This is a genomic window from [Clostridium] ammoniilyticum (assembly GCF_025566905.1).
In the GTDB taxonomy this organism is placed as follows: Bacteria; Bacillota_I; Bacilli_A; order Erysipelotrichales; family Coprobacillaceae; genus Faecalibacillus; species Faecalibacillus intestinalis.
Genome location: NZ_JAOQJR010000001.1, coordinates 181187 through 199329, shown reverse-complemented (window position 1 = coordinate 199329; position 18143 = coordinate 181187). Strand labels below are relative to the sequence as shown.

At 28.9% G+C, this 18143-nt stretch carries 23 protein-coding genes; 10 read left to right on the top strand and 13 right to left on the bottom strand.

The annotated features are described in order from the left end of the window. Positions 1 to 16: 16 nt before the first annotated feature. From OCV55_RS00990 to argF, 3 genes are all read right to left on the bottom strand, one after another. Positions 17 to 829: a MurR/RpiR family transcriptional regulator gene (locus OCV55_RS00990; RefSeq protein WP_147579535.1), complete on the bottom strand. Its 813-nt coding sequence runs from the start codon at positions 827 to 829 to the stop codon at positions 17 to 19. Then, a complete protein-coding gene (locus OCV55_RS00985; protein ID WP_032090487.1) occupies positions 822 to 1580 on the bottom strand; it encodes a metallophosphoesterase in 759 nt (252 codons plus the stop codon). The genes OCV55_RS00990 and OCV55_RS00985 overlap by 8 nt, the downstream gene beginning before the upstream one ends. A gap of 73 nt (positions 1581 to 1653) precedes the next feature. Then, positions 1654 to 2646 (bottom strand): ornithine carbamoyltransferase, encoded by a 993-nt coding sequence (argF, locus tag OCV55_RS00980; RefSeq protein ID WP_147579534.1) that lies wholly within the window; start codon positions 2644 to 2646, stop codon positions 1654 to 1656. A 129-nt stretch (positions 2647 to 2775) separates the two neighbouring features. Here argF and OCV55_RS00975 point away from each other — a divergent pair, with 129 nt between their 5' ends. Continuing rightward, positions 2776 to 4260, top strand: coding sequence for a DUF1846 domain-containing protein (locus OCV55_RS00975; protein WP_147579533.1), 1485 nt, complete (start codon positions 2776 to 2778; stop codon positions 4258 to 4260). Positions 4261 to 4280: 20 nt separating this feature from the next. On the opposite strand, the gene hflX is transcribed toward OCV55_RS00975, so the two are convergent. Further along, complete coding sequence (gene hflX, locus OCV55_RS00970) at positions 4281 to 5486, bottom strand: GTPase HflX (RefSeq protein WP_147579532.1); 1206 nt, start codon at positions 5484 to 5486, stop codon at positions 4281 to 4283. A 40-nt stretch (positions 5487 to 5526) separates the two neighbouring features. Between hflX and OCV55_RS00965 the strand changes: the two genes are divergently transcribed. Then, on the top strand, positions 5527 to 6435 hold the full coding sequence (locus OCV55_RS00965) for a hypothetical protein (RefSeq protein ID WP_147579531.1): 909 nt from the start codon (positions 5527 to 5529) through the stop codon (positions 6433 to 6435). Positions 6436 to 6490: 55 nt separating this feature from the next. Then, on the top strand, positions 6491 to 6889 hold the full coding sequence (locus OCV55_RS00960) for a Fur family transcriptional regulator (RefSeq protein ID WP_147579530.1): 399 nt from the start codon (positions 6491 to 6493) through the stop codon (positions 6887 to 6889). A gap of 10 nt (positions 6890 to 6899) precedes the next feature. On the opposite strand, the gene OCV55_RS00955 is transcribed toward OCV55_RS00960, so the two are convergent. Then, positions 6900 to 7502: a biosynthetic peptidoglycan transglycosylase gene (locus OCV55_RS00955; protein WP_147579529.1), complete on the bottom strand. Its 603-nt coding sequence runs from the start codon at positions 7500 to 7502 to the stop codon at positions 6900 to 6902. Positions 7503 to 7541: 39 nt separating this feature from the next. Here OCV55_RS00955 and OCV55_RS00950 point away from each other — a divergent pair, with 39 nt between their 5' ends. Further along, positions 7542 to 8213, top strand: a complete 672-nt coding sequence (locus OCV55_RS00950) for a restriction endonuclease (protein WP_119363675.1) — start codon at positions 7542 to 7544, stop codon at positions 8211 to 8213. Here OCV55_RS00950 and OCV55_RS00945 read toward each other — a convergent pair. From OCV55_RS00945 to rdgB, 3 genes are read right to left on the bottom strand one after another with little or no spacing between them, the layout of a single operon-like run. Beyond that, positions 8182 to 8847 (bottom strand): TIGR01906 family membrane protein, encoded by a 666-nt coding sequence (locus OCV55_RS00945; protein WP_147579528.1) that lies wholly within the window; start codon positions 8845 to 8847, stop codon positions 8182 to 8184. The two genes, OCV55_RS00950 and OCV55_RS00945, sit on opposite strands and share 32 nt — an antisense overlap. Continuing rightward, a complete protein-coding gene (locus OCV55_RS00940) occupies positions 8837 to 9346 on the bottom strand; it encodes a tRNA (cytidine(34)-2'-O)-methyltransferase (protein ID WP_032090495.1) in 510 nt (169 codons plus the stop codon). Before OCV55_RS00940 ends, OCV55_RS00945 begins: the two co-directional genes overlap by 11 nt. A 12-nt stretch (positions 9347 to 9358) precedes the next feature. Next, positions 9359 to 9943, bottom strand: coding sequence for an RdgB/HAM1 family non-canonical purine NTP pyrophosphatase (gene rdgB / locus OCV55_RS00935; RefSeq protein WP_119363677.1), 585 nt, complete (start codon positions 9941 to 9943; stop codon positions 9359 to 9361). An 89-nt stretch (positions 9944 to 10032) separates the two neighbouring features. On the opposite strand from rdgB, the gene chbG reads away from it, so the two are divergent. Continuing rightward, on the top strand, positions 10033 to 10761 hold the full coding sequence (gene chbG / locus OCV55_RS00930) for a chitin disaccharide deacetylase (protein WP_147579527.1): 729 nt from the start codon (positions 10033 to 10035) through the stop codon (positions 10759 to 10761). Between the two features lies 1 nt (position 10762). Here the strand turns inward: chbG and OCV55_RS00925 are convergent, their stop codons facing one another. Continuing rightward, entirely contained in the window at positions 10763 to 11530 is a 768-nt protein-coding gene (locus tag OCV55_RS00925) for a formate/nitrite transporter family protein (RefSeq protein WP_032090498.1), read from the bottom strand. A gap of 106 nt (positions 11531 to 11636) precedes the next feature. Here OCV55_RS00925 and OCV55_RS00920 point away from each other — a divergent pair, with 106 nt between their 5' ends. Continuing rightward, on the top strand, positions 11637 to 12155 hold the full coding sequence (locus tag OCV55_RS00920) for a hypothetical protein (RefSeq protein WP_147579526.1): 519 nt from the start codon (positions 11637 to 11639) through the stop codon (positions 12153 to 12155). Between the two features lie 588 nt (positions 12156 to 12743). Here the strand turns inward: OCV55_RS00920 and OCV55_RS00915 are convergent. Together OCV55_RS00915 and OCV55_RS00910 are read right to left on the bottom strand one after the other, a co-directional pair. Continuing rightward, positions 12744 to 13331 carry a DMP19 family protein gene (locus OCV55_RS00915; protein ID WP_147579525.1) on the bottom strand — a complete coding sequence of 196 codons (588 nt, stop codon included), beginning with the start codon at positions 13329 to 13331 and terminating at the stop codon, positions 12744 to 12746. Between the two features lie 11 nt (positions 13332 to 13342). Further along, positions 13343 to 14065 (bottom strand): Tim44 domain-containing protein, encoded by a 723-nt coding sequence (locus OCV55_RS00910; protein ID WP_147579524.1) that lies wholly within the window; start codon positions 14063 to 14065, stop codon positions 13343 to 13345. A 97-nt stretch (positions 14066 to 14162) separates the two neighbouring features. Between OCV55_RS00910 and OCV55_RS00905 the strand changes: the two genes are divergently transcribed. Genes OCV55_RS00905 through OCV55_RS13940 form a run of 4 tightly spaced genes read left to right on the top strand, consistent with a single transcriptional unit; the run spans position 14163 to position 16414 of the window. After that, entirely contained in the window at positions 14163 to 14606 is a 444-nt protein-coding gene (locus OCV55_RS00905; RefSeq protein WP_147579523.1) for a MarR family winged helix-turn-helix transcriptional regulator, read from the top strand. Then, positions 14590 to 15954 carry an MATE family efflux transporter gene (locus OCV55_RS00900; RefSeq protein WP_147579522.1) on the top strand — a complete coding sequence of 455 codons (1365 nt, stop codon included), beginning with the start codon at positions 14590 to 14592 and terminating at the stop codon, positions 15952 to 15954. The genes OCV55_RS00905 and OCV55_RS00900 overlap by 17 nt, the downstream gene beginning before the upstream one ends. Beyond that, complete coding sequence (locus OCV55_RS13945) at positions 15951 to 16208, top strand: GNAT family N-acetyltransferase (protein ID WP_317233013.1); 258 nt, start codon at positions 15951 to 15953, stop codon at positions 16206 to 16208. The genes OCV55_RS00900 and OCV55_RS13945 overlap by 4 nt, the downstream gene beginning before the upstream one ends. Further along, the gene (locus OCV55_RS13940) at positions 16160 to 16414 is read left to right on the top strand and encodes a GNAT family N-acetyltransferase (protein WP_317233012.1); all 255 of its coding nucleotides are present in this window, start codon (positions 16160 to 16162) and stop codon (positions 16412 to 16414) included. Before OCV55_RS13945 ends, OCV55_RS13940 begins: the two co-directional genes overlap by 49 nt. A 125-nt stretch (positions 16415 to 16539) precedes the next feature. Here the strand turns inward: OCV55_RS13940 and OCV55_RS00890 are convergent, their stop codons facing one another. Both OCV55_RS00890 and OCV55_RS00885 read right to left on the bottom strand, forming a co-directional pair. After that, a complete protein-coding gene (locus OCV55_RS00890) occupies positions 16540 to 17124 on the bottom strand; it encodes a methyltransferase family protein (protein ID WP_267309753.1) in 585 nt (194 codons plus the stop codon). Position 17125: 1 nt separating this feature from the next. After that, the gene (locus OCV55_RS00885) at positions 17126 to 18088 is read right to left on the bottom strand and encodes a helix-turn-helix domain-containing protein (protein ID WP_147579520.1); all 963 of its coding nucleotides are present in this window, start codon (positions 18086 to 18088) and stop codon (positions 17126 to 17128) included. Between the last annotated feature and the right edge of the window lie 55 nt (positions 18089 to 18143).

Here is an 18143-nt window from a genome sequence, read left to right as displayed (position 1 = left end):
GCGTTTGCCCTTTTTCTTATACTCTTCCATATTTTATATGATAAAGTGCTTCTAATAATTCAAAAATGTACGTAATCGAAAACTTACCAATCAAAGATAAATGATCTGTTCCTACTTGAATAATCATATCAAATTGCTCTTGATATGGTATATTTTCTACTTGAGTAATACATATTTTATGTGCTTTACTTTTTGCAATCTCTCTTAACATATCTGGATGATCTTGCCAATAACCTCCTGCAATTGAAGAAACAATAATCAAATCATTTTCTGTTAAATCATGAACCACTTCTTTTTGACTTTGTAAAGGATACATCCCTGTACATTTCTTTCCTAAATAAGATAATTCAATTTGTAGTTGCATGGAAACAGATTGGGTAAAAAAGTTTCCCGCAAAACAAATTTCATTACTTTGATAAATAAGATCTACCAGTTTTTCTAATTCTTCAAATTCGATCATTTCATAAGTTGATCTTAAGTTTTGTACAATATTTTCAAAATGATCGCTAAATAAATCTTTGGTTGTTTTTCCTTCAACAGGAAAAACAGGCAATTGATGATCAAATTGCATACGCATGGAATCATGATTAAAATAACGTAAATTCATGGTGACATCCATTTTAAAGTCACTAAAACTTTCATAATTTAATTTTCGACACAACCTTGAAATCGTCGCTGTAGAAACAAAACACATTTCTGCCACATCCGTAATATTATATTCTGGTATTTTATTAATATTTTCTAAAATCATCTTTGCTGCATTGGAATAAACATCATCTACTTTTGATGTATTGATAAAATTAATTAAAGCATAAAAAGCACTACGCATCGTTTACCTCACTCATTTTAAGGACAAATACTTGTCCATCATCTAAACAAATACAATTAAGTTGACCTCTTTCTCCTAAAGCAAGTCCCCCATCAATTCCAATTTTATTATGAAATTCATCATCATACCAAACATTAAAACTTTGATCTCTATTAATAAAACAAAGTGGGGTATGACCAAAAATATAAGTCTTATTTAAATCACATTCACTTAAAAAGAAATAATCACGAATCCATAAAAGAGTATCTTCTTCTTGATCATCAAGATTTCTTTCAGGATCAATTCCAGCATGAACTAGAACATAATCTTTATTATTGACTGTTAATTCTAAATACAAAGGTAAGTTTTTAAGATAATTATAGAGATTTCTTAAAAAAACATTTCTTACAATGGTGTAATCACAATGATACAATTTCTTTTTACGTAGATATTGGCGAATATTTTCAATCGTTTTTTCTCCGCCATTTTGTGACCAAAGCTTAAATTCACAACTTGGAAAATCAAAATCATCGTGATCAATGGCTTCTTTTAAAGCCTCTTGCATCATATATTCATGGTTTCCTTTGAGTAAGGTAATATTATCAAATTTTTGAATATAAAAATAAATATCCAAACTACAAGGTCCACGATCACAAATGTCTCCAAGTATATAAAGTTGATCATGACTATTAAATTGTATTTTATCTAACATTCTTTTGAATATTTCAAAATTACCATGAATGTCAGAAAGTACATATGTCTTACCTTTCATGATGATCACCTAAAATTATCATAGCACAAAATTAAACAATTTGCTTAAAAAAGAGTTAATTTTAAAAAGATGCTTACGCATCTCTTCCAATTGTCGCTACCATAACTGCTTTAATTGTATGCATTCTGTTTTCAGCTTCATCAAAAACAACAGAATTCTTTGATCTAAAGACTTCATCTTCAACTTCACGAATATCGATTCCTTCGTCATGTTTGGTTTTAGCAACAGTTGTTTCAAAATCATGGAATGATGGTAAACAATGCATAAATAATGTTGAATCTTTACCTGTTTTACTCATCATTTCTTGAGTAACTTTATATGGTGACAACATTTCTACTCTTGGTTTATACAAGTTTTCATCTTCACCCATGCTTACCCAAATATCTGTATAAATAACATCTGCATCTTTTACTGCTTCATCTACATTATCTGTCACTTCAATTGTTCCACCCGATTTTTTAGCTTCTTCCTTACAATAAGCAAGTACTTCTGGATCGATATGTAATGATTTTGGACCAAGGCAAACAAAATGCATTCCCATTTTAACAGCTCCATACATTAAACCATAACATACATTGTTACGAATATCTCCAGTAAAGACAAATTTAATATCTTCTAATGGTTTATCTAAATGTTCTTCAATTGTAAGAAAATCAGCAAGTGTTTGTGTTGGATGATCAACATCAGTTAAGCCATTCCAAACTGGAACCCCTGAATATTTAGCAAGAGCTTCTACTGTTTCTTGTTTAAATCCTCTAAATTCAATACCATCATACATTCTACCTAATACTTTAGCTGTATCTTCAATGGATTCTTTTTTCCCCATTTGTGAGTTACTTAAAAATGTAGCATGTCCACCTTCATCTAAAGCAGCCACTTCAAATGAACAACGTGTTCTTGTTGATGTTTTTTCAAAAATCAAACATACATTTTTCCCTAATAAATGTTGTCCAATTTTTCCTGCTTTTTTATCAGCTTTTAATTGATGTGCTAAGTCCAATAAATATCTAATTTCTTCTTTTGAATAATCTTTTAATGTTAAAAAATGTCTATTTTTAAGATTCATAATAATCCCCCTTTTAATAACCATAATTTTATCAAAATATTGATATTTCTTCAATATTGATAAATAATTATTATTTTGTTTAAAAATAAGACAAATTATATATAATAAGGAACAGGGAGAAAATGAAAGATGAGAAAAATTGGATTTAGTAACGAAAAATACATTGAATTACAATCAAAACATATCAAAGAACGTATCAAACAATTTGATAACAAGCTTTATTTAGAATTTGGTGGTAAATTATTTGATGACCACCATGCATCTCGTGTTTTACCAGGATTTGAACCTGATAGTAAATTAAAAATGTTATTAGAATTGAAACAAGATGCAGAAATTATTATTGTCATTAACGCCAATGACATTGAAAACAATAAAATGCGTGGTGATCTAGGAATCACTTATGATTTAGAAGTTTTAAGATTGATTGACGCTTTCCAAAACATTGGACTTTATGTTGGAAGTGTTACAATTACACGTTTTGAAAACCAAATACATGCTATTGCTTTTCAAAAGAAACTTGAAAACTTAGGAATTAAAGTCTTTAGGCATTATCCTATTGCAGGTTATCCAAATGATATTGAAAAAATCGTCTCGGAAGAAGGATTTGGAATCAATGATTACATTGAAACAACAAAACCACTTGTTGTCGTAACAGCGCCTGGTCCAGGAAGTGGAAAAATGGCGACTTGTTTATCACAACTTTATCATGAATACACTCATGGTATTAAAGCAGGATATGCAAAATTTGAAACATTTCCTATTTGGAACATTCCTTTAAAACATCCTGTAAACTTAGCTTATGAAGCAGCTACAGCAGATTTAAATGATGTCAATATGATTGACCCATTCCATTTAGAAGCTTATAACGAAACAACTGTCAACTATAATAGAGATGTTGAAATCTTTCCGGTTTTAGAATCAACATTCAAAAAAATCATGTCAACTTGTCCTTATAAATCACCTACTGATATGGGTGTAAATATGGCTGGAAATGCAATTATTGATGATGAAGCATGTAAAGAAGCAAGTAAACAAGAAATCATTCGTCGTTATTATCAAACAAAACTTGATTTTAAACGTGGTCTTGTTGATAAATCAGCAATCTCTAAAATTGAAGCCATCATGCTTACTTTAGATTTAAAAGCTATAGATCGTAAATGTGTCAATCATGCATTAGAAATCGAAGAAAAAACCAACGAACCAGGATTTGCGATTGAACTTAATGATGGACATATTATCACTGGTAAAACAACATCTTTACTTGGAAGTGCTTCAGCATGTTTATTAAATGCATTAAAATATCTTGCCAATATTGATGATGATATTTTACTTATTGAACCTGAAGTTATTGAACCTGTATCTAAACTAAAAAAAGGAATCTTAAAGAATAAGAATCCTCGTTTACATACAGATGAAGTTTTACTTTCATTATCTATTTCTGCAAATAATAATGAAAACGCTAAAAAAGCTTTATCATGTATTGAACAATTACAATACTGTGAAGCCCATTCATCAGTCATCTTATCTGAAACAGATATCGATACTTTAAAACGTTTAGGTATTCGTTTAACTTCAGAAGATAAATTCCAATTTAATCGTATATATCAAAAATAAGCCAATTTTGGCTTATTTTTTTAATGTTTTAAACAATAATGTAAATAGTTCTTTATTTCTTGTTTTCTTGCTTCTATTTTCAAATAAATACTCTTTTCTAAGTATTCTATTTCTTTTACATAACAATGTTGATGTAAATATTTAAAATCTTCTCCTTGACTATAAGGAATAGAGAGTTCAAATACTTCATAATCTTTAAAGAGAAGATGTGAGATTTCATCTTCTAATAAATCAAGACCTCTTTTATATTTTGCTGAAATAAAAACATAAGGTGATTGTGGTTGAATATAAGCATATTTATTTAAATCAATTTTATTATAAACATAAATCATTGGTGTATTTTCAACCCCTAATGATTTTAAGACTTCATTGGTTGTTTCTATTTGCATTTGATAGTCTTCAAAACTTGTATCTACAACATGTAATAAAAGATCTGCTTCTTTTACTTCTTCTAAAGTGGAACGAAAAGCTTGAACTAAATGATGAGGCAATCTTTCAATAAAACCAACAGTATCTGTAAGTAAACAATCATGATTTTTTATTTTAATATGTCTTGTGGATGTTTCTAAAGTCGCAAATAACATATCTTTTTCAAAAACTTTCTTTTGTTTATCAGGACATAACGTATTCAATAAAGTCGATTTTCCGCTATTTGTATAACCTACTAAAGCAATAACCGGAATTTGGTTATTCTTTCTTCTTTGTCTTTGTACTTGTCTTTGTTTGACGATTTCAGCCAGTTCTTTTCGAGAGCGGGCAAGCTTTCTAGCAATGATTCTTCGATCAAGTTCAATTTGTTTTTCACCTGAGCCCCTAAAACCAGAACCACCTTGTTGATGAGACATATGTTCTTGCATTCCCACAAGACGTGGTAATAAATACTGATCACGAGCAATTTCTACTTGCAATTTAGCTTCTTTTGTTTTAGCACGCTCATTAAAAATACGTAAAATCAAATCTGTTCGATCTGTAACTTCTGTTTCAAGTAAATCCGTTAAGTTTTTAACTTGTAGTGGTGTCAATTCATCATCAAAGATAACCATTTCATCTTGAAGTTTTAATTTAATTTCTTCAATTTTACCTTTACCAATATACGTTGCTGGATTTATTTTTTCTAATTTTTGAATCACAACATCAATCACTTCAATATGACACGCCTCACATAAAGATTTTAATTCTTCTTCATAAAAAGGATTTGTTGATGTTAATACTAAGATTGCTTTCATTCTTTCACCTCTTTAAGTATTCTACCAATTAGGAGACGCTATGAAAAGATATAATGACTATTTTACTTTACTCTTTGTCACATTTTTAACACTTTTTTCTTTTTTTCATATGTCAACAATTGTTGATGTCAGCCATGATGTCATTACCATTGTCTTTAAAAATCTTCTACCCTCTTTACTTCCGTTTATGATTCTTGTTTCACTTTGTTTAAATCTAGGTATTTTAGATATCCTTGCTTATTTTTTACAAATTCCTTTTTATAATTTATTTTCATTGACACCAATGATGTCCTCTCTTTATTTTGTCTCCTTTTTTTGTGGTTATCCAACCAATATCAAAATTATTAAAGAAGCTTATGAACTTCATTATATCGATCTTGATGAACTTCAACATCTTCTCTCCATTGCTTCTTTTAGTTCCATCTCTTTTATTTTTGTTTCCTTAAACACACCCTATTCTCTTTTGATTTTTATTTGTCATCTTCTACCAAGTCTCATACTTGCCCTATTTTATCACCATCCTCAAAAAAAACTTACCTTTAAACAAGTACGACAAACTTTAAAACAACCACATCTTTCTTTTGTAAAAGCCTTTAAAAAAAGTGTTCTTTCCAGTGTCTATGCTTTCCTCTTTATTTTAGGATATATGTTGATTTTCCAATTTTTTGTTTCTTTTTTACAAGATGTTTTTCCTCAATTTTCTTTTGATTATCTTAAAGGAATTTTAGAATTTAGTAGTGGCTCTTTAAAGATCATTCATCAGTCCAAAAAAATGCTTCCTTTTGTATGTTTCTTTCTCTCTTTTAGTGGTTTTTCCGTTATGATGCAAGCTGATAATCTCTTAGAAGCTATTCCCTATTCTTTTAAAAAATATTTTCTTTCTCGTCTCTATCATGGAATTCTTTCTTTTATTCTTTGTTTACTATTTCTTCAATTTGGATTGATTTGACAGATGTATGGTATTTATTTATAATAATAGTAACCATTACTATTAGGAGAAAATTATGAAAGAAATTAAGATTCGATACTCTAAACAAAGAGAGCTCATTTTCAACAATTTAAAACATAGATACGATCACCCTACTGCAGAAATGATTTATCAGGACTTAAAAGTAGATTATCACCATTTAAGCTTAGGAACAGTATATCGTAATTTAAATCAACTTGTTGAAACAAAACAAATCAAGAAACTCGATTTAGGAGATACCATGGTTCACTATGATGGCAATATTCAACCACATATGCACTTTATGTGTAACTGTTGCCAAACAATCTATGATCTTGATAATAATGATAAAAAAATTATTAAACAATTTGAAAAAACGTACAAGCATCATATTGATGTTATTGATATCAATATGTCAGGTATCTGTGAAAAATGTTTAGAAAAAAAGGCAGCTTAATTGCTGTCTTTTAATTCACTTTAGATGGATTATAAACACTTGGTCTTTTTAAAGTTTTAACTAGTATATCACATTGTTGCTTATTTAAATCTATTGCGTCAATATGATAATAATATTGACTTGCTGCTTGAATCCCATAGTTCCCTTCACCTAAATAAGTAATATTCAAATACATTTCTAAAATTTCATCTTTACTATAGTGATCTTCTAAATCTTTAGCGATAAAGACTTCCGCAAATTTACGTGAAAGATTTTTTTTAAAAGAAAGACAAAGATTTTTAGCAAGTTGTTGCGTAATAGTTGAACCACCCTCTTTAAAAGAAAAGGTTGTAATATTTATAAACATGGCACGTGCTAAACCATAATAATCTACAGGACCATGTTTATAAAAACGTCGATCTTCGCTTTCTAATACTGCTTCTTTATATATCGGTGAAATTTGATCAAGAGTTACATAATCTTCTTTACTCTTTAGTTGATTGACTCTTTCAGATAAAGATTGTTCTTGGATTTTATCTTGGTAAATTTGATAGCCTAAATAACCATAGTACCCACAAAAACCAGTAATAATAACTAATAATATTATAATCATTTTAAAAAGTAGTTTTTTCATAGAATACTCCTTATGTTATAATCACGTAGAGGTGAATTTATGTCTTTTATTTATAAAATTTTTCTTTTATATCCTTATTGGTTTATTAAAACACTTATTCATTGGATTTTTCAATTTTATAAAAATATTTTTTGTTTACATATCAATGAAAATAAAATTGATCAACTTTCTGGCTTTGAATTTGAGTTACTGATTCAAAAATTGCTTATTAAAAGCGGTTATCATTCTGTCAAAATCACTCAAGCAAGTGGTGATTACGGCATTGATCTTCTTGCCAAAAAGAATCAAGTTTCTTATGGATTTCAATGTAAAAGATATCAAAAAAATATTGGTGTCAGCGCTATTCAACAAGCATATGGTGGTATTTCTTACTATCATTTAGATCGAGCAATCGTTATTACCAATTCTTATTTTACAGAAGCCGCTTATCAATTAGCTGCTGTCAATGATATTTTATTAATTGATCGTCAAAAGCTTTTAAAAATGCTTAAAAAATCCAAACTCTTTTCTAGTCAAATACCTTTTTATTGTTATATTGTTGATATCTTCATTATTGGCCTTTTTTACTATATATACTTACAATTGCGTGATCTTATTTATTTGAGTATCTGTCTTTTTCATCTTCTTTTACTTATTTATATGTTTTTTAAAACATTACGTTATAAAAAATATAATCAAATTAAAGAGTATACGATTCATGATTATCAATAGCTAGAATCGTTTTTTGATAATGTTGATAGATTTTATAACAAATAAATGCACTGAATAAAACAATAAAAACAATCAATATAAAACAATGCATAAAAAAGTTTTCAGGCAAAATATTAATAATTGGATCTAGACGAGGATTAAAAAGCCAATAATCATTACTAAACACCAATTGATGAAACATCACAAATAAACGATCAAAATCAACAAAAGCAAAGAAGCCTAAAATCAAAGGAATGGCAATCGTTAAAATGGCTGTCAATTTAAAAAAACGATATTCTTTTTGTTTAATTTGTCTATAAACCAAATAAGAAGTTGTACAAAAAGTAAGCAAACATACTATTTGAATTATTTCAAAAATGCGTTTCACTTCTTCAAAATGAATACGTCCACCTTTTGACATGATAAAATCTTTAAAAACAAGTTTTCCTTGATAAAAGATAGATTGATAATGTATTAAGATTTGATAATTTTCTTTAATTTGTTGATATGTATAATGTGTATTTTCAACAAGTTTTAAATGATGAATATCAAAATAATAAAGTGGTTTAAAAAAGGCAACAAAAACAACAGAAAAAGAAATGATAAATAGCATGAAAGATATACTTGTCAGTATATCTTTTTTACTATAAGTCATATAAAAATTCTTCACCTTTTTGAACTTCTACTTTAGAAAGGTTTGGATAATCTTGTTGTCTTAAAACTTCATAAATCGTAAGCGCTGCACAGTTAGATAAATTAAGACTTCTTACTTTATCTGACATTGGAATACGTACACAACGATCTAAATTTTCTTTTAAAATTTCTTTAGGAATTCCATCATGTTCATGTCCAAAGAATAAATAATGTTCCTTAGAACTATCACTATAATCTTGATCCGTATAACAAAGTTTTGAATAGCGTGTAAAAAAATGATATTCTCCTGGGTTTTTAGCTTTGAATTCTTCATAAGATTCATAGACATGTAAATCTAAATCTTTAATATAATCAAGCCCCGCTCTTTTCATTTTTTTATCATCTAATTCAAATGACATAGGTTTAATAATATGTAACGCTGTATTGGTTGCGACACATGTTCTCATAATATTTCCAGTATTTTGAGGAATTGCTGGGTGTACTAATACAATATGGTTCATTTTTATCTCCTTCTATAATTCTTTTAAAATTGCATATAATTTTTTAAGTGCTTTAGCACGGTGTGAGTATTTATTTTTTTCTTCTAAAGTCATCTCTGCACTTGTTTTTTGACAAGGTGGGAAATAGAAAATCGGATCATAGCCAAAACCATTGACCCCGGCAATATGATCATGAATTTCACCTTCAAATGTTTCTTGAATCAAGATAGGTTCTTGATCTGGAATACATAAAGCTAGAGCACATACAAAGCGGCATGTTCTTTCTTTACCTTCAATTGCATCAATGATTGCTTGATTGATAATTGGATAAGGGGTATCTTTTCCTAAAAAGCGAGCAGAATAGATTCCTGGAAGCTTTCCAAAAGCATCGATTTCAATGCCACTATCATCCGCTAAAACAATTTTATGTAAATCATCAGCAACATATTTTGCTTTAATCAAAGCATTTTCTTTAAATGTTTTTCCATCTTCAACAATATCTGGAACATCATCATAAACATCTTTTAAAGATTTGACTTCAATATTTAAATCCTTTAACATTGCTTGAATTTCTTTAACTTTTCCTTGATTGGTTGTCGCCACTATGAGTTCTTTCATATTTTCATCTCACTTTCTTTGTATGTATTTTAGCATTTTTTGTATCATAGTTCACTTATTTTCTTTATAATATCTTTAGGAGGTTCATTATGATTAAAAAATTAATTGTTAACGCTGATGATTTTGGTTTATCAGAAGGTGTATGTTTAGGAATTTTAAAAGCACATAGAGATGGTATTTTAACTTCAACAACTTGTATGATGAATATGGAAAATATTGAAAAATATTTAGAAATGACAAAAGCGTATCCAAATTTAGGTTTAGGAGTTCATTTAAATATTACCGTTGGAAAGCCTTTAACGAAAGTTAGCTTTATTGATGAAAAAGGAAATTTCAAATCAAGAGATACTTATAAAAATCGAGAAGCGATTGTATTACAAGAAGAACTGTATCAAGAATGGAAAGCCCAAATTGAAAAGTTCATCAAAATTACAGGGCATAAACCAACCCATTTAGATTCTCATCATCATGTTCATTTACTTAAAAGCAACAGGGATGTCGTTTTAAAACTGGCCCATGAATATGATTTACCTATTCGTCAAGAAACGTACTTACAAAAAGACTTTGAACCGGTTTATTTTGAAGAACTTTTCTATAATCAAGATGCAACTTTTGAAATGATTAATATGATTTTACATAAAGATGTTGAAAATTATGAATTGATGTGCCATCCTGCCATGATTGATTGGAAACTTTACCAAATATCTTCTTATCATTTAAGACGTGCTCATGAATTAGATCTCTTATGTAGTCAAAAAGTTAAAAAAATGACGAAGGATATTGAATTCATTAATTACCATGCTATTAAAAAAATCTAGCTTATTCGCTAGTTTTTTTTGGTCGAATCATTAAATAGATTGGTAAGCCAAGAAGAATGCTTCCCCCAATAATATTTCCTAAAGTCGAAAGTAACATATGTAATCCTACTCCACTCCAAGATATGCTTGTACCCAAAGCGGTAAAGGTCATAGAAAATGTTCCCATATTCGCAATGCTATGTTCAAATCCTGGTAAAACAAATGTCATGACAATAATCATCATAATAAATGTTTTAGCCATTTCTTCTTTTAGTTTCATGCCAACAAATGCAGCCGCACATACAATAAAATTACATAGAATTCCTTTAATAAAAAGTTCTAAACCATCAAAACTTAATTTATTAGAAACGACGTTTGCAAGATATTGATTCATCGCTTCATGATTGACACCACTTTTAATAAATAAAAAACAAATCAAGGCAATTCCCACGAAGTTTCCTACATAACAAATTCCCCACATTGGTAAAATATCTAAAAATTTTAATCTTTTATGGTAAACTGGAAACATCGTGGTAAAACAATTTCCCGTAAATAGCTCTGATCCAAGTAAAACAATAATCACTAAACCAATTCCAAAAGCTCCCGCAAATGCAATCTTAGCCGCAATTACATGATGTTCTACAAGTAAAACTGCCAATGTATAAGATAAAATGGTCGCAAGACCTAAATAAAGACCTGCCACAATACTTCTTATAAAAAAACGAAACGGATCTTTTTTAGACATTTCATATTTTGTCATGGCAGCTTTCTCTAATAATTCATAATCCATAAAATTTCCTCCGTTTCTTACAATAACATAAAAAATATATAAATGTAACCTCTTCCATTGTTTTTATTGCTTTATTTTTATGTTACTTTATAGATGAGGTGATTTTATGTTGAATCATATAATTCAAGAATTAATAACCAAAGCGATTGAAAAGCAAACAGAAAAAATCATTACCAAAAAATCACAAAAAAAGATACAACAAGAAGCAGTGATCTTTAATAAACCTCATCTTTTTGTATCTGGTTATTATCAAGCTTATGCTTTTTTATTCGCATATCCTATTTTAATAATCGTTTTATTATTATGCATTTTCATTCAATTTCAAGTACATCATTTTGATATGGTTACTTTATGTTGCATTTTAATCATTTTCTTACTTTATATCACTTATAAAAGAGTCCATAAAATGTATTTACTTGCCTATTGGCAATCAGGATTAACTTTTTATGACCGCAAAGGAAACCAACTTGTACAAATTCCTTCATCCTATTTAAAAAATGCTACTTCAAAAACCAACAAACTTATTATTCCCTATCATAATGAAACTTGGATCATAGAAAAAAATAAAAATGATAATTTAAAAGAAGTAGAAAAAATGATTTTCTATTTTAAAAACGACTTTTGAGTCGCTTAAAAAAACATTTGTTGCACATCTTTAAATAAAATCATTTCTTTATATTGTTTTAAATCTTCTCCATCTAACATCTTTAGTAATACCTCTAAATTCGTTTTAATATATTTCGAAGGAGTAAAGGGAAAATCACTCCCATATCTGTTGTAATTGTAAGTAATCATTTTAAAAGATATGGTACAGGATTTCCTATAATGTCAAAATAAAGATTTTTAAAGCTTGCTTCAACATCTACTTCTTTCGTCATTTTTTGTGGTATTAGTATTTTTGACATTCCCATAAATCTCTCATAAATATTCGGTAAAAAAGAACCACAATGAGGAATAATCCAAGCAATATTTGGATAGCGTAAAATAACATCATTTCCTATTAAATTTAAAACTGCTCGCGTAGTATCTGCAATAAAATCAAATAAAGGAACAAGTCCAGCGGTAAAAATATTTTCATTGATAAGCTTAGAACGATGCGGATGAATATTATAAATCGCATGTCATTTATTTAATTCTTCCATCAAAAATTCTAACTTTACGTCTCCTAAATAAAGTCCTCGACTGTTGTTTGGAAAGTTGATACCTTCTGCTTTTAACTTTCTTTCATAAAATGTTCTTTATTTTCTTTTAAATATTGCAGCAAAAACGCATTGCATTCCTTTTCACTTTCATCATAATAAGTATCATCTTTTTGATTGAGTTTTTCTGTAATTTCATCATTACTATACATTTCTATTTTTTCAGAACAAATCTCTTTTGACTCAGCTAGATAGCGTGTACTGTTTTCCAGATGAACATTTTGTAAGGTTTGTAAAGTAATATCGACTTGATCATGACAATTGTAAAGGAATTGTTCAACACCACCATTTCCTGTTTCACCATTAAAATTATAAATAAGCCAGAAAATTCTTTGATAATCATTGATTTGATCCAATTCATAACCATATTCACATAAATCACATAAACGAAGATACACTTCATCAATGGTTGTATTGGTTACTTCTTTGTTTAAGAGTTCTTTTAAAGGTGTTTTAGAAATCTTTTCACTTTCCTTATAAAGATCCCACATTTGTTTTGTAGGATTTTGATTAAAATCATCTACTTTTTCTTTTACACACACTAAAATAAAAGCTCCTAAAACAACACTTATAGCTATAATTCCAATTGTTTTCTTATTCATCTTTATTTCCTCTAGTTTTCATATTCATCTTGTTGTCTAATTTCATCTAATAAAATACGATTCCCTAATCGTTTAAACTTCCAATATTCCACAAAAACACCATCGTAACTTTCAATCACTTGATTTTGCTCATCAATTGTAAGATCATCCATCATTCCTTCAATATAGACCCAAAAATAATCCTCATCATCATTTTCACTATCATAAACATTAACGACATGTTGTTTTATAAGTTTTATATTCGTAAGTTCATTTCTTCTTTCCTGAAACTCATACCAATTCATTTTTGTTTGCCACGCATCTAAAAGTTGTAGTGTTAAGTAGTCTTTTAAAGTTTCTAAATCTTTTTTTGACCATGCTTCTTGAATAATAAAATAATTACGTTTGACTTCTTTTTTAATTCTTTCTTCATTCCAAAAAGCATCTTCATCATCTAAAATATCCAGTTGTTTTTTAGTTCTTTGATGAAGTAAGCGTGCTTTACGTCTTCTTTGTGAAGCATTTAATCCATAAATTCCTGAAACAACCACAACGGTCATAACGATACCTTCTATAGGATTGGAACGTCCTCTTCTTCCATAATAATGGTCGTGATAGCTATTTCCTCTAGAACTTGAAGAACCTCCACCATTACTACCAGAGCCACTCCCACCACCGGCTCTGGCATAACAGCTTCCCGTAAATAATAACGTGATTATTAAAAATGTTGAAAGTATTGTGATTATCTTTTTCATACATATTTCCCCCGTTTGATTTATTATAACATAGTCTTGACTTCTAAAAAAAGAAGTATAAAATATAGTTTGAATTCAAACTATATAGGAGGCACTTATGTTAGAAGATCAATTTTATTTTCAATTACTTAAATGTTCTAATCATCAAAAAAGATGGATCAATCAAAGAACAATACAAATCGATGTTTTACCAGGACAAAGTAAAGTCCTTCAATGTTTAGATGAGCATGGTCCCTTGTCTCCTAAAGAAATAGGAAAACTATGTATTGTAGATAAATCTACAACAACCTCTTTACTTAATAAGATGGAAAAGATGAATTATATTGAAAAGAAAAATCAAAATCATGATAAGCGTTCTATTCTAATTCATCTAACTAAACTTGGAAAAGAAAAAGCAAAACTTGTCAAACAAATTTGTTTAGAAAGCGACCAATTTATTTTACAAGGACTTTCTAAAAAAGAACAACGAGAAATTATTAGTTTGCTTAAACAAATGAATAATACCTTAGAAAAGGAGGATACACATGGAAACACAAAATAACTTTGCGATAGGAAGTATTCCTAAACATATTATGTCAATTGCGGGATCAATGATTGTCGCTCAACTCATTAATGTTTTATACAATGTTATTGATCGTATTTATATTGGACGTATTCCTCATGTAGCGACCCTTGCTATGGGTGGTCTAGGAATTTGTTTACCAATTATTTCCATTGTCATGGCTTTTGCAAACCTCTTTGGTATGGGTGGTTCCCCTCTTTGTTCAATTGCGAGAGGTCAAGGTAAAAATGATGACGCTGAAGAAATCATGGGTAATTCATTTTCTTTACTTGTCATCTTTGGAATTATTCTTACGATTGTTGGTTTTATTTTCAAAGAAGATATTTTATGGGCTTTTGGTGCCAGTAAACATACTATTAGTTATGCTTTGGATTATTTATCTATTTACTTAATTGGAACTATTTTTGTTTTAGTAAGTCTAGGGATGAATAGTTTTATTAATAGTCAAGGTTTTGCGAAAGTCGGAATGATGACAGTTCTTATCGGTGCTATTTTAAATATTATTTTAGATCCTCTATTTATCTTTGTTTTACATATGAATGTTAAAGGAGCTGCCATTGCGACCGTCATTTCTCAAGGTGTTTCTGCTTTATGGACCTTACAATTTTTAACAGGTAAACAAACTATTTTGAAACTTAGAAAAAAATATTTTAAACTTAATTTCTACTATGTAAAACGTATTTTTTCACTTGGTACAGCTGGTTTTATGATGGGGATTACCAATTCTGTTGTGACGATTGTTTGCAATTCGACTTTACAAACTTACGGTGGAGATCTTTATATCGCCATCATGACAATTATCAACTCCATTCGTGAAATTGCTCAATTACCCGGTCAAGGAATGGCCAATGCCTGTCAACCAGTTTTAGGTTATAACTATGGGGCTAAAGAATATAAACGTGTTCTTACAGGTATTAAGTTTGTCACAATTGTTTCTTTTATAATGATGTTTGTGATATGGCTTGCAATTACCCTATTCCCTGAATTTTTCATTCAAATCTTTACACATAATCAAAAAATCATTAGTCATGGTATCACATCTTTACATCTTTATTTTTTTGGTTTCTTTATGATGACTTTCCAAATGGTTGGACAATCAACTGCCGTTGGTTTAGGAAAATCAAAACAAGCGATTTTCTTTTCGATCTTTAGAAAAGTAATCATTGTTGCTCCTTTAACTGTCATTCTACCAAAATTTATTGGTATTAATGGTGTCTTTATTGCTGAAGCTATCAGTAACTTTATCGGTGGTGGTGCTTGTTATATTACCATGTGGTTGACGATTGGTAGAAAACTTCAACAAAAATGCAAGGAAGAAGCCGTATGAATACCCCAACATTAAACACACGTAGATTGATTTTAAGAAAATTCAATGAAAATGATTTAGAAGCTTTTTATGATATTTTTTCTGATAAGGAAGTCAACCAGTTTCTTCCTTGGTTTCCTTTAAAAAATCTAGATGAAGCTAAAAGCTTTTATCAAGAAAGATATGCTTCTATTTATCAAAAGAAACAAGGATACGCTTATGCTATTTGTTTAAAAAAAACAATACTCCCATTGGTTATATCAATATTGATTTAGATGAAAGTCATGATTTAGGCTATGGTCTAAAAAAAGAATACTGGCATCAAAGAATTGTGAGTGAAGCTGTAAAAGCCATTATTCAACAAGCTCAAAAAGAGGGGCTTAATTATTTAACTGCTACCCATGATATTAAAAATATTCATAGTGATCATGTTATGAAAAAAGCAGGTATGCATTATTGTTATTCTTATAAGGAACACTAGATGCCTAAAAATATTCCAGTTATTTTTAGAATGTATCAAATAAATCTTGATGGAAAGAAACGGATTTATCAAAAATATTGGAATCAATATGAACATTTTATTGAAGAAAACATATAAAGGACAAGTTATTTAAAACCTGTCCTTTTTCCTATATAACGATTAACCTGTTGATAATATTGAAGGTATTGTTCCTTAAATTCTTGTTTTAAAAATGGTTCTTCCACATATTTAATTTGAAGATGAAACATTATCATTGCAAGTAATGAAATAATCAATAAAATTGTATTAAAAAACATTAAACACATTCCTAGATAAACAAGATTAAAACCTAAAAAGGCTGGATTACGACTAATTTGGTAAATACCATCTGTAATCAAATCTGTTTTTTCTTCATAGCTCACTCCTACACGCCAACTATCTTTCATTGTTAAAACAGAAGCAATAAAAACAATATCTCCTATGATTCCTAAAAATATTCCCATGATGCGAATTATCAATGGAAAAGTCGTTGTATTTAAATAAATACTTAGTATTTCTATGATAAAAGTAGCAATCGTTGCTCCTTTCATCATTATTTCTATCTTCTTTTGAATTCCTTGTTTTCCTTTTCCCATATGATCTGTTTGAATTCCTTGTTTTCTTTGTTGAAACATCTTTATAAAATAACAAAGATAAAAGACAAGCAAAATCATATATCCTACTATTTGCATCTTAATTCCTTCTTTTACTTATTAAATCTATAATGATCATCACGACACCATATAAAACACCAGCTATTGCCCAAATAATCCAACTATATTGTATTTGTCCATTACCATTTTCACCAAAAGTATAATAAAGAAAAATAGCGGTCACAACAAGCCAATAGATGGCACTTATTTTTGATTTTAAAGCATTTTTCTTTTTTTGTTCAGGTGTATAATCCCCTGTTTGTAAAATCTTATCTAAAGAATTTTGATAAGTTCCTGCTAAAACAAGAAAAAAACAACCAATACTTACAAACAATAAAAGAAAACAAACAGCAATACTTTCTAAAAATTCATAATTTAAAAAGATAAAAATAGGTAAAACTGATAAAATACATAGAGCAATGCCTAGAATTTGATAACGGTGATAGTGATCTTGATAAGCTTCTTTTTCTTTAACTGCGTATTCTTTCACACTATTTTCAAGAGAAAAATCTTCTTTTTCTAAAAAATCATATTTTTTAACTTTAAAAGCACATAAACAAAATAAGATAACTGCTATCGTAATACAAATAATTAAAAAACTAAGACCTATACTTATTGCTAAATTTTCTGCCATATAAAATCGTTGGTACTGACATAGCGTTGTAAAACCAATTAATGGAATAGGTGAAATCACACATAAAAAGGTTGCAAATGCAATTTTTAAAGATGATTGTTTTCTAATCTTTAAATATTCTTGTACTTGTGTCAAAGATAAATAAATCCCTGTTTGAATATTCCCTTCATTTTCCTGATCTAATAATAGATAATCTGTCGTTACATGAAAGAGTTGGCTAAGTTGAATAATTTTATCGGTATCAGGCATCGATTGACCTGACTCCCATTTTGAAACAGCTTGTCTTGAGATTTGAAGATGGTTAGCTAGTTCTTCTTGTGACCACCCTTCTTTTTTTCTTAACATCATTATTTTTTCTGATAAATTCATAACTTCCCTCCTGTTTCTATCTTAGAACAATTATCCAAAAAGTACTACCAACTCT

Bases quoted from the DNA above. Each gene is read 5' to 3' on its own strand.
- OCV55_RS00990 (WP_147579535.1), bottom strand. From the start codon at position 829: ATGCGTAGTGCTTTTTATGCTTTAATTAATTTTATCAATACATCAAAA.
- OCV55_RS00985 (WP_032090487.1), bottom strand. From the start codon at position 1,580: ATGAAAGGTAAGACATATGTACTTTCTGACATTCATGGTAATTTTGAA.
- argF (WP_147579534.1), bottom strand. From the start codon at position 2,646: ATGAATCTTAAAAATAGACATTTTTTAACATTAAAAGATTATTCAAAA.
- OCV55_RS00975 (WP_147579533.1), top strand. From the start codon at position 2,776: ATGAGAAAAATTGGATTTAGTAACGAAAAATACATTGAATTACAATCA.
- hflX (WP_147579532.1), bottom strand. From the start codon at position 5,486: ATGAAAGCAATCTTAGTATTAACATCAACAAATCCTTTTTATGAAGAA.
- OCV55_RS00965 (WP_147579531.1), top strand. From the start codon at position 5,527: ATGAAAAGATATAATGACTATTTTACTTTACTCTTTGTCACATTTTTA.
- OCV55_RS00960 (WP_147579530.1), top strand. From the start codon at position 6,491: ATGAAAGAAATTAAGATTCGATACTCTAAACAAAGAGAGCTCATTTTC.
- OCV55_RS00955 (WP_147579529.1), bottom strand. From the start codon at position 7,502: ATGAAAAAACTACTTTTTAAAATGATTATAATATTATTAGTTATTATT.
- OCV55_RS00950 (WP_119363675.1), top strand. From the start codon at position 7,542: ATGTCTTTTATTTATAAAATTTTTCTTTTATATCCTTATTGGTTTATT.
- OCV55_RS00945 (WP_147579528.1), bottom strand. From the start codon at position 8,847: ATGACTTATAGTAAAAAAGATATACTGACAAGTATATCTTTCATGCTA.
- OCV55_RS00940 (WP_032090495.1), bottom strand. From the start codon at position 9,346: ATGAACCATATTGTATTAGTACACCCAGCAATTCCTCAAAATACTGGA.
- rdgB (WP_119363677.1), bottom strand. From the start codon at position 9,943: ATGAAAGAACTCATAGTGGCGACAACCAATCAAGGAAAAGTTAAAGAA.
- chbG (WP_147579527.1), top strand. From the start codon at position 10,033: ATGATTAAAAAATTAATTGTTAACGCTGATGATTTTGGTTTATCAGAA.
- OCV55_RS00925 (WP_032090498.1), bottom strand. From the start codon at position 11,530: ATGGATTATGAATTATTAGAGAAAGCTGCCATGACAAAATATGAAATG.
- OCV55_RS00920 (WP_147579526.1), top strand. From the start codon at position 11,637: ATGTTGAATCATATAATTCAAGAATTAATAACCAAAGCGATTGAAAAG.
- OCV55_RS00915 (WP_147579525.1), bottom strand. From the start codon at position 13,331: ATGAATAAGAAAACAATTGGAATTATAGCTATAAGTGTTGTTTTAGGA.
- OCV55_RS00910 (WP_147579524.1), bottom strand. From the start codon at position 14,065: ATGAAAAAGATAATCACAATACTTTCAACATTTTTAATAATCACGTTA.
- OCV55_RS00905 (WP_147579523.1), top strand. From the start codon at position 14,163: ATGTTAGAAGATCAATTTTATTTTCAATTACTTAAATGTTCTAATCAT.
- OCV55_RS00900 (WP_147579522.1), top strand. From the start codon at position 14,590: ATGGAAACACAAAATAACTTTGCGATAGGAAGTATTCCTAAACATATT.
- OCV55_RS13945 (WP_317233013.1), top strand. From the start codon at position 15,951: ATGAATACCCCAACATTAAACACACGTAGATTGATTTTAAGAAAATTC.
- OCV55_RS00890 (WP_267309753.1), bottom strand. From the start codon at position 17,124: ATGCAAATAGTAGGATATATGATTTTGCTTGTCTTTTATCTTTGTTAT.
- OCV55_RS00885 (WP_147579520.1), bottom strand. From the start codon at position 18,088: ATGAATTTATCAGAAAAAATAATGATGTTAAGAAAAAAAGAAGGGTGG.